General features: G+C 50.2%; 9 protein-coding genes and 1 pseudogene. 5 read left to right on the top strand and 5 right to left on the bottom strand.

Features of this window, described 5'->3' with window-relative positions:
• Positions 1–108 (bottom strand): annotated as a pseudogene (locus tag HW443_RS07625) (IS701 family transposase); the annotation flags it as partial.
• A gap of 138 nt (positions 109–246) precedes the next feature.
• Between HW443_RS07625 and hypA the strand changes: the two are divergent.
• The gene (gene hypA / locus HW443_RS07620) at positions 247–591 is read left to right on the top strand and encodes a hydrogenase maturation nickel metallochaperone HypA (RefSeq protein ID WP_219857058.1); all 345 of its coding nucleotides are present in this window, start codon (positions 247–249) and stop codon (positions 589–591) included.
• A gap of 150 nt (positions 592–741) precedes the next feature.
• Here hypA and hypE read toward each other — a convergent pair whose 3' ends face one another.
• The 4 genes from hypE to hypF form a co-directional block, all read right to left on the bottom strand.
• Complete coding sequence (gene hypE / locus HW443_RS07615) at positions 742–1746, bottom strand: hydrogenase expression/formation protein HypE (RefSeq protein WP_308751089.1); 1005 nt, start codon at positions 1744–1746, stop codon at positions 742–744.
• A gap of 300 nt (positions 1747–2046) precedes the next feature.
• Entirely contained in the window at positions 2047–3192 is a 1146-nt protein-coding gene (gene hypD / locus HW443_RS07610) for a hydrogenase formation protein HypD (protein ID WP_176235325.1), read from the bottom strand.
• Positions 3179–3406, bottom strand: a complete 228-nt coding sequence (locus HW443_RS07605; protein ID WP_176235324.1) for a HypC/HybG/HupF family hydrogenase formation chaperone — start codon at positions 3404–3406, stop codon at positions 3179–3181. Before HW443_RS07605 ends, hypD begins: the two co-directional genes overlap by 14 nt.
• Positions 3407–3555: 149 nt before the next feature.
• Positions 3556–5832, bottom strand: a complete 2277-nt coding sequence (gene hypF / locus HW443_RS07600; RefSeq protein WP_176235323.1) for a carbamoyltransferase HypF — start codon at positions 5830–5832, stop codon at positions 3556–3558.
• Positions 5833–6280: 448 nt separating this feature from the next.
• On the opposite strand from hypF, the gene HW443_RS07595 reads away from it, so the two are divergent.
• The 4 genes from HW443_RS07595 (at position 6281) to HW443_RS07580 (ending at position 9484) form a co-directional block, all read left to right on the top strand.
• A complete protein-coding gene (locus HW443_RS07595) occupies positions 6281–6688 on the top strand; it encodes a response regulator transcription factor (RefSeq protein ID WP_176235322.1) in 408 nt (135 codons plus the stop codon).
• A gap of 162 nt (positions 6689–6850) precedes the next feature.
• Positions 6851–7210, top strand: a complete 360-nt coding sequence (locus HW443_RS07590; protein ID WP_176235321.1) for a hypothetical protein — start codon at positions 6851–6853, stop codon at positions 7208–7210.
• A gap of 98 nt (positions 7211–7308) precedes the next feature.
• Positions 7309–8427 carry a sensor histidine kinase gene (locus tag HW443_RS07585; protein WP_176235320.1) on the top strand — a complete coding sequence of 373 codons (1119 nt, stop codon included), beginning with the start codon at positions 7309–7311 and terminating at the stop codon, positions 8425–8427.
• Positions 8428–8434: 7 nt separating this feature from the next.
• Positions 8435–9484, top strand: coding sequence for a 4Fe-4S dicluster domain-containing protein (locus HW443_RS07580; protein WP_176238032.1), 1050 nt, complete (start codon positions 8435–8437; stop codon positions 9482–9484).
• The last annotated feature ends 77 nt before the right edge of the window (positions 9485–9561 follow it).

Here is a 9561-nt window from a genome sequence, read left to right as displayed (position 1 = left end):
TGAGCTGGCGCCTTCCCTTCGGGTTGGCACCGGGCGGCTTCTGTGCAGGTGAATATTAGCTATGAGAAAGTGGATGTAATCCAGGTCATCGCATTTGGGTGGGTTCATATTCTCTCCAACTCCTTACCAATAGAACTTGACCTTTTCTTGCAGGTTATATTATAATTATACTGGCTAGGGGATTAGGCAGTCAACTGCGTAACTCCTAGACTCATAAACTTATAAACGAAGCATAGGAAGAAATACATGCACGAATTTTCCATAACTCAGGACATGATAAATGTAGTTGTGGACCAGGCTAAAAAAAGTGGGGCCAGGAAGGTAAAAAGAGTCAGCCTTGCTCTGGGGGAGCTGAGCTCAGTTACCGAAGAATCGGTCAACTTCTGCTTCCAGGCTTTAAGTAAGGGAACTATTGCTGAGGGAGCAGAGCTGATATTCAGGACTGTTCCTGCTACCTATCGTTGCCACCAGTGTCAGGAGCAATTTTCTGGCGAGGAGGACAGATTGACCTGTCCCCGGTGTGGGGGGAGTCAGATCTCCCTGGTGGAAGGAAACGACATTCTGGTGGAGAGCATAGAGGCTGAGGCTTAGGAAAATGACATTCCAGCGGAGTATAGGAGCCGAGGCCCAAACTCTTGCAAGTGGTCTTCCTCATAGACTTCAGTTCAGAGCCTGGGTTATGCGAATTCAGTCCAATAGTCACCTGGGCTTCTGTGGGTTCAGTAAACGTCGGATAAACTTCTAGCAAATTCTGGGTAGAAGTTCCCCGCTGAGCATATCTAATATTCGGGTCGAGCCCACCTCTGTCTTTAGCAGAACCATTCCCGAGGGCGATGCCTGGACTTCTCCTATTACCCGGGCGTTTTGTCCCCAGGGATTGGTGAGCATAGCTTCCATGACCTTGTCCGTCTCACTGGCTGGGACTATAGCCACCAGTTTTCCCTCATTGGCCAGGTAGAGAGGGTCAAGCCCCAGCATCTCACAGGCTCCTTGGACCTCTTCCCGCACAGGTATGCGAGCTTCCTCAATCACCATCCCCACCTGAGACTGAATGGCCAACTCATTAAGGGTAGTAGCCAGGCCTCCTCGGGTGGGATCCCGTAGACAGTGGAGATGGGGACAGACCTGGAGGATCTGGCTCACCAGTTGGTTGAGGGGGGCACAGTCGCTTTCTAAAGTGGTTCTGAAGGCCAATTCTTCCCGGCAGCTCAGGATGGCAATCCCGTGATCTCCTATGGTGCCACTCAAGATGACCTTGTCTCCCGGTCTGGCGTTAGCACCGGATACATTGATGCCCTCCGGAATCATTCCTATCCCCGCTGTGTTGATAAAGATACGGTCGGCACTTCCCTTCTCCACCACTTTGGTATCACCGGCCACTATCTGAACACCGACCTCATTTGCCGTGGTAGCCATGGAGGCAGTAATAGTCTCCAGGTCCGGAAGAGGAAAACCCTCTTCGATGATCAAGCCCACGGTCAAATAGAGAGGTTTTGCTCCTCTCATGGAGAGATCGTTGACGGTGCCGCAGATAGCTAGCTTGCCGATATCCCCGCCAGGAAAGAATGGCGGGTTGACCACATAGCAATCAGTACTGATGGCTAAATGTCCAGAAGCGATCTCTATCCGGGCCGCATCATCCAATTGGGCCAGGACGGGATTGTTAAAACTGGCCAGGAAAAGGCTTTTGATCAACTCGTAGCCCAGTTTCCCTCCATTGCCATGAGCCAGAAGGATTCGATCCACGTTTATAGTTTCCTCTTTTCTTCAAATAGATTTGGTCCAGGCATGCCATAAAGAATGCGGCAGGGGACTGTCGCCTTTAGGCGACATGGGGAATGCTGCTTGACGTTCTGTGCTTAATATGCTACATTTTGTCATACCTAAGGTCGTCAGTTCCTCGGATCGAGGTAGCGAGAAACTGCTCGGTGGAGGTTGAGACCCAACCGATGAACCCGATGCTGCTGACGTTAAATTAAAAAGTTCGCGGACTCTGTAGAAGCTGTTTGCTTTAGCTAACAGAGAGTTCACAAAGGGCAAGTCTATTTAGCCTGCTGGTTTGAGTTGAGGAACCTCTCCTCGCCGCCCCCGGTCCTCATCTTGTACTCTATATCTTTCATATCGGTAATAAGCAGCACAAGTTCCTTCGCTGGAAACCATACAGGGCCCTACCGGACTTTCGGGCGTGCATTTTCCCCCGAAGAGGGGACAATCAAAGGGATTTTTAATCCCCCTCAGAATATCTCCACAGAGGCAGCCTGGGGCTTTTCGAGGCGCAGGAACGTCCAGATCTAGAAACTCTTCCGCATCCCAGGATCTGTACTTCCTCCGTATTTTAAGACCACTTTCTGGTATCAGGCCCAACCCTCTCCATTCCGCATCCCCCACCTCAAATACTTGATCCAGGGTGCGGAGGGCCACTGGGTTTCCTTCCTCTCGCACTCCCCGGCGATATTGAATATGGACAGCAGCCTGGCCGGTTTCCAGTGCCTGCACCAGCATCAGAATGGACTGAAGTATGTCCAGGGGCTCGAAGCCACTTATCACACAGGGCAGGTGGTATTGCTCAGAAATGAACTGGTAGGGTCGGCTGCCAATGATCACGCTGACATGTCCCGGGCAAATAAAACCATGGAGGTTGAGCTCTGGGGAGTCCAGGAGAGCTTTCATGGCTGGCGGGATAAGCTTATGCACACTCAGCACCAGGTAGTTGGTAATCCCCCGTTTCTTGGCTTCCAGGATGGAGGCAGCTATAGTAGGTGAGGTAGTCTCAAAGCCAACTCCATAGAAGACCACCTTCTGGTGCGGATTGGCTTCGGCTATTCTCAGAGCATCCATAGTGGAGTAGACCACCCGCACATCGCAGCCCTCCGCCCTCTCCTTGGACAGGCTGGAATAGGAACCAGGGACCCGCATCATGTCTCCGAAGGTAGCCAGTATGACCCCTGGCTGCCGAGCCACAGCTATGGCTTTGTCCAGATCACGGTTGGAAGTCACACAGACCGGACACCCCGGTCCGGAGAGAAGGGATATGGGGGAAGGAATCATCTGGCGGAGTCCATTTTTGGATATGGCCACCGTGTGGGTGCCACAGACCTCCATCAGACTGACTGCTCTCCGGGAAGTACGATACATGGCTTTGATCAAGTGGGCCGCCAGTTGAGGATCTCGAAATTCGCTAACTAATTTCACCTATGTCCCCTATCTCCTGCAGAAGCCTGAGGGTCTCCTGGGCTTCCTCTTCATCTACTACCTGGATGGCAAATCCGGCATGGAGAAGGACGTATTGTCCCACTCTCACGGGGGGACATAGAGCCAGGCTGGCTCTGCGGATGATCCCACCTATTTCCACCTCCGCCTGGTCTCCATCTATTTCTATGACTCGGCCAGGTATGGCCAGGCACATAACGTCACTCCTTTCGGCAAAGGAAGCAATAATTTTGGCAGAGTATAGGGCTGACAGGATAGGCCTCTCTTCCTTGAAAATAACCAATTTTCATGCGACGTGGTGCGGTGCGCCGCATGGGTGATTTGTATAATCTCTCGTTTGTATTGTTATCTTGCGATACCCAGTTTAGCATTGGCTATCACTGCCTGTCCCAAAGAAATGCCCCCATCGTTGGTGGGGACAAGTCTGTGAGTGAAGACCTGAAAGCCTTCTCTCTCCAATCTCTGTTTCAATTTGGTCACCAGATGGACGTTTTGAAAGACTCCACCGCTCAGAACGACCCGATCTATTCTGGAGTCTCTTCGTAAACGGAGGCAAGTTTCGGTGATGAACTCCGCTACGGTGTTGTGGAAAGCGCCGGCGATGAGATCCTTCTTTTTGCCCTTTCTCACCTCGTCCATTATAGCAGAGATGGTGAGGGTAGGATCTATGACCAATCTATCCTCATCCTCTTTGATCTCAAAGGGATAGCTCTCTTCCGTCTTTTCATCAGCTACCATCTCCAGCTCGCAGGCAGCCTGCCCCTCATATTCGGAGACCAGCCTTACTCCCAGCAGAGCGGAAGCTACGTCAAAAAGCCGCCCACAACTGGAAGTCAGGGGGGAATTCAGATTTTTATCTATCTGGAGCCTGACCAGACGGGCTTCCTCCGGATCAGTCTTTCCGAAAAACTCCTGCCTCAGTGCCTCGAAACGGTCTGGAAATAGCTGGTACAGATAACCCAGGGCCATTCGGTAGGGCCGCTGGATGGCCAGAGCGCCGCCCGGCATAGGAATATAAAGCAAATGTCCCTGCCGTTCAAAATCTTTCCAATCAGCCAGAAGAAACTCGCATCCCCAGATTGTTCCGTCAACTCCGTATCCGGTCCCGTCACAGGCTACGCCGATCACCCGGTCTTTCAGGCCGTTCTCCATCATGCAGCTTACTACATGGGCATGGTGATGCTGGATGCCTATCTTCTGGACTCCTTCCAGATTCAGGGCATATTTGGTGGACAGGTAGTCGGGATGGAGGTCATAAGCAACCAGGCTCGGTTTTATCCGAAAAAGTCTCTGATACAGCTTGAGGGTGTTCTCAAAATGTTGGAAGGTCTCCCAGTTTTCCAGATCCCCGATGTGCTGGCTGAGAAAAGCATAGTTTTCTTTGGTCAGGCAGAAGGTGTTTTTGAGCTCCGCTCCGCAGGCTAGAGTCTCGGTGGAAGAGAAGGGTAATGAAAGGGGGTAGGGAGCATAGCCCCTGGATCTTCTCACCAGAACTTCCTGGCCCTCTATTACTCGGACTACCGAGTCATCATAGCGAGCATAAATGTCCCGGTCATGGAGGAGAAAGTAGTCGGCAATTCCCTCCAGTCTTTTTAGGGCTTCTAAATTATCTGTAGCTATGGGCTCTTCACTTATGTTGCCGCTGGTCATGATCAGGATCATTTTCGATTCCTCCAGGAGCAGGTGGTGAAGAGGAGTATAGGGAAGCATGGCTCCCTGATATCTCTGTCCTGGAGCTACCTGACCACTGATCACCCCGGTTCCCCTATCTTTTAAAAGGACGATGGGTCTTCGGGAAGAGGAAAGAGCCTCAGCCTCGGCAGAGCTCACCCTGCAGTGCTTTTTGATGGTCTCCAGATCTGGGAACATAAGGGCGAGGGGCTTGGCATAGCGATGCTTACGAGTCCTGAGAGCCGTAACGGCCTGGTCATTGGTGGCATCACAGGCCAGGTGAAAGCCTCCCAGGCCTTTAATGGCCAGGATATGTCCTTTTTTCAAAAGATGGACAACTGTCTTGATGGGATCGGTTGTGAACGCGTATCCGTCAGGCGCCTGAAGGATAAGAGTTGGGCCACACCGGGGACAGGCATTGGGCTGGGCATGAAAGCGCCGGCTCATGGGATTGTCGTACTCGGCCTGGCACTGGGGACACATGGTAAAATTTTTCATGGTTGTAGAGGCCCGGTCATAGGGGATCTCTTCAATTATGGTGAAGCGAGGGCCACAGTTGGTGCAGTTGATAAAAGGATAGCGGTAGCGTCTGTCGGCTGGATCAAAGAGCTCTATCAAGCATTCAGCGCAGGTGGCTATATCTGGAGAGATGAGGACGAATTGGCCCTCCTTCTTTATGCTCTCTCGAATAGTGAAATCACAGAAGTCCGCAGGAGGATGTGATTCCCAATTTACGGACTTCACTACCGCCTGAGGAGGAGCTTCCCGAGAGAGAGCCTGGACAAAGGCAGTCAGCTCTTCCTTTTCTCCCTCAGCCTCAATAAGAACTCCTTGAGAGGTATTGGACACCCACCCTGCCAGCCCGTGCCTTTTGGCCAGTTGGTAGACGAAGGGGCGAAAACCTACTCCCTGGACTATTCCTTTGATTCTTATTCGATATCGTTCCATCATGACATTCTGTAGGATCCAAGAAAAGGATAAAATTTTGAGTTACAGAACCTGGATTCTTCTATGTAATTATTTTGGTGGCTATTGCCATGAGGCATGGAAATAAGGTTGCTATTGAGCCATGGAGGCTGCCACTTGATCAAAGGGCTATTTTCTGAGCAATTCACCATGATGGAGCCATTACTCACGAACCACGAAAATGCTGACTATTTTCTACCCAGTTCTCTAGTGATTGTAACAAAATTATTTGCCGGCAGTCTAGCCAGGGTCTCCTATTTGTGATATATTTCTCATGCTGATTGTGAAAAATTTCTTTTTATTATTGTAAGCAGGGGGTAGACTAACCGAGGTAAAAGAAGTTATGATTGGATGGAATTAGTCTGGTGAGTTAATATGAGAGTACCAAGATCATAATCAAGAAAATGTAGGGAGGAAAAGTAAATGAAGGAGCATGCAAAAAATCCTTATTGTTGAAGATGACCCGGATATGGTGGAATCCATGAGGTTGGTTCTGGAAAGCAAGTCCTACCAGGTAGTATCGTCAGACAGCGCCGACGATGGTCTCACCAAAGTCAGGTCGGAGAAGCCGGATCTCATTATCCTGGACGTAATGATGCCGGAGGGAACCGAAGGGTTTCATTTCGCCTGGAAATTGCGGAACGATATGGAGGAGGAGTATCAGGATATTCCCATTCTCATCGTCAGCGCCATTCACGAGAAGACGGAGATGAGACTCTACCTGGAAATGAGCGATGCTACCTATGGGCCGGGAGAGTTCCTGCCAGTTCAGGGCTTCATCGACAAGCCAGTTCAGCCGGCTGACCTGTTGGAAAAGGTGGGCAATCTTCTGAAGAAATAGATGATGATACTGCAAAGGCGGAGAGAATTTCCTAACTGTCCTTATGTGGCCATGACCTACGAACGTGAAAACATTATGGTTACCCTTGAACCCCTAGAGGCCACCGCTTGAGCAAAGGAGTATCTTCTAACCGTGAGGTTGAGTAAATTAGGGGGTAACTTAATGGCTGATACCAGCTACCACGGTGCAGATCTGGCTGAGAGGATCGGATGGATGGTCCGCCTTAGATGGATAGGCGCAGCAGGGGTGATAGCTGCTGTTGCTTTTGCCAGCAATGTGCTCCAGATCGGACTACCTGCCTCTACCCTGTATCTGATAGCAGGCATCATTCTTCTCTACAATCTTATTTTTTTTGTCTCTCTCAGGCCAGAGAGGGCCAGGAGGATTTTTCTACGGTTTCCTCAAGCAACCATTTTGGTCAACCTACAGATTACTCTAGATCTGTTGGCTCTGACTGCTCTTATCCACTTCTCAGGAGGTATAGAGAATCCCTTCTTCTTCTATCCCTACAGCGATACTTAAGAATCTTGGTTCAATATGTAGGGTAATTTCTTTAATTGAACCACAACATATTGTATGTATTCAGGTAAATGACGTTGTAGGGCTATTTTATCTTTCACATGATCATTGCCAGCATACTTCTTTCGGTCAGAGCCAGCTACTTGCAGGCAACCTTTGCAGTGGCCTTGCTGGGAGGTCTTGTTGCTTTGGAGTATTACGGCCTGATTCCCCATGTTCATCTGACCGGTTTTATTTCCCAGGAACTTTACCAGGACTGGCGATTCATCCTGGCCTCTCTTTTTGTTTTTACCAGCACTATTTACATTTCCGTATATATGGCTACTTCCATAGTCAGGCAGTTGAGGGAGAAGGAGCGGCAGACTGTTTCCTTAACCAAGGAGTTGCGGGGCAAGACCGAGGAGTTGCAACTCGCCTACGACAAGCTGAATGAGGCGGATCGGATAAAGTCTCAGTACTTGCGCAAGGTCTCCCACGAGCTGAGGGCGCCCCTGGCTGCCGTTCAGAGTATCCTTAAGGTGGTTCTGGAGGGACTGACAGGTGAGGTTTCGGGAAAAACCAGAGAGATGGTGGAACGAGCAGAAAGCAGAACCTGGGAGCTGCTTAAGCTCCTTAACGACCTCTTGATCCTGTCCCGCAGCAGAGAAGCCAAGCTGGAGGGGCGGATGGAGAAGGTTAATATCCCGGAGGCGGTGCAAAGGGTAATTGGCCTTTTGCGGGCCCGATTCGAGAATAAGAATGTAGTAGTGGAAGCCAAAATTCCCTCCACCCTCCCTCCGGTTCTGGGGGATCGGGAAAGTATAGAGCAGCTTTTCACTAATCTGATTGGAAACGCAGTTAAATATACTCCCCGAGGAGGGCGGGTTACCATAAGGGCAGTTTCGGAAAATGAGTATCTCCGCATCCAGGTATCCGATACCGGAATAGGCATTCCTCCTGAGGACATACCTAAGATATTCAACGAATTCTACCGGGCTCCCAATGCAGTTCAATTTGCCAAAGTGGGCACAGGCCTGGGATTATCTATAGTTAAGAGCTTCGTAGACGTTCATAAAGGTGATATTTCGGTGCAAAGTGAAGTCGGGAAGGGAACCACGTTCACCGTTCATCTGCCTCTGGCAGCCCAAGATTCGGAACAACACTCATCAGGGGGTGAAGAAACAGAGGTTATTGGTATGGAGATCGAAGAGCACAAAGTTGTAGACATCAAGAGGAGGTAAGCAAAAATTGGCAAACCAGTTGGTCGGAAAGCGAAAAGTGGGAGATACGGTCCTGCTAAAAAAGAAAGATATGCACCGTCTGGTCGAGGCTCTTGCCGATGAACATAACATCTTCGGCCCGGTAAGAAAGGACGGCCAGGTGGTTTTTAGCCGCATCGCCCAGGCCACTGAGCTGGACTACTATGTAAATAGCATGATGTCTCCCAAAAAGTATCTTCACCGGCCCAGGGAGATCATTCTCTCCGGGCACATTGGAGACGGCTTTTTGGCTGAGGAGTCTATCCCGGACAGAAAGCAGGTTCTGATGGCGGTGAAACCCTGTGATGTCCATGCCATTCTGTATCTGGATAAGGTTTTCAACCATGACTTCCAGGATCCTTACTACAACGCCAGAAGAGAGAAGACCTTCATTGTAGGTCTGAATTGTACTGAAGTAGGAGAGAACTGTTTTTGCTCTTCCATGGACACTGGTCCCGAGCTCAAAGAGGGCTATGACCTCCTTCTCACTAACCTGGGGGATAGGTACACCGTAGATGTGGGGAGCGAGGCGGGAGTAGAGATCGTGGAGCGGATCGGGCTGGAAGACGCTCAGATCTCCGATGCCATGCTCAAACTCAGGAAGATAAGGGTAGCCAGGGAGCAGATGAGCAAAAGACTCAACACTAAAGACCTTCCTCAGATACTGAGAGCAAACCTGGGTCATATCTACTGGCCCCAGGTGGGAGAAGAGTGTCTGGGTTGCGCCAACTGCGTCATGGTTTGCCCTACTTGCTATTGCTATAACGTGGTGGATCAGGTGGACATGTCTCTGAAGAATGTGGAGCGTATCAGGAGTTGGGATTCCTGTCAGGTCCTGGATTTTGCGGCTGTCAGTGGGGGAAATTTTCGCAAAGAGCAGGCCACCAGGATGAAACAATTTGTGTGCCACAAGCTTAGCTATTCCCTGGATCAGTATGGTCTCTTTGGATGTGTAGGGTGTGGCCGTTGTATTACCTGGTGCCCGGCAGAGATTGATATCACCAAAGTGGCGCAAGAGATCCGAGGAGGTGAGTCTTAGTGAAAAATCCGCTCAAACCGGAGAGTATATTTAACTGCGTTTCCAATCAGATTAGTGAAAAGCTGCTCTATACTTTC

It is taken from the genome of Candidatus Hakubella thermalkaliphila (assembly GCF_013281975.1).
In the GTDB taxonomy this organism is placed as follows: Bacteria; Actinomycetota; Humimicrobiia; order Hakubellales; family Hakubellaceae; genus Hakubella; species Hakubella thermalkaliphila.
Note: the sequence above shows the minus strand (reverse complement) of the source record. Positions and strands in the feature narration are given on the sequence as shown.

Excerpts from the sequence above, each read along its gene's own strand:
- hypA (WP_219857058.1), top strand. The coding sequence starts at position 247 with ATGCACGAATTTTCCATAACTCAGGACATGATAAATGTAGTTGTGGAC.
- HW443_RS07605 (WP_176235324.1), bottom strand. The coding sequence starts at position 3,406 with ATGTGCCTGGCCATACCTGGCCGAGTCATAGAAATAGATGGAGACCAG.
- hypF (WP_176235323.1), bottom strand. The coding sequence starts at position 5,832 with ATGATGGAACGATATCGAATAAGAATCAAAGGAATAGTCCAGGGAGTA.
- HW443_RS07595 (WP_176235322.1), top strand. The coding sequence starts at position 6,281 with ATGCAAAAAATCCTTATTGTTGAAGATGACCCGGATATGGTGGAATCC.
- HW443_RS07590 (WP_176235321.1), top strand. The coding sequence starts at position 6,851 with ATGGCTGATACCAGCTACCACGGTGCAGATCTGGCTGAGAGGATCGGA.
- HW443_RS07585 (WP_176235320.1), top strand. The coding sequence starts at position 7,309 with ATGATCATTGCCAGCATACTTCTTTCGGTCAGAGCCAGCTACTTGCAG.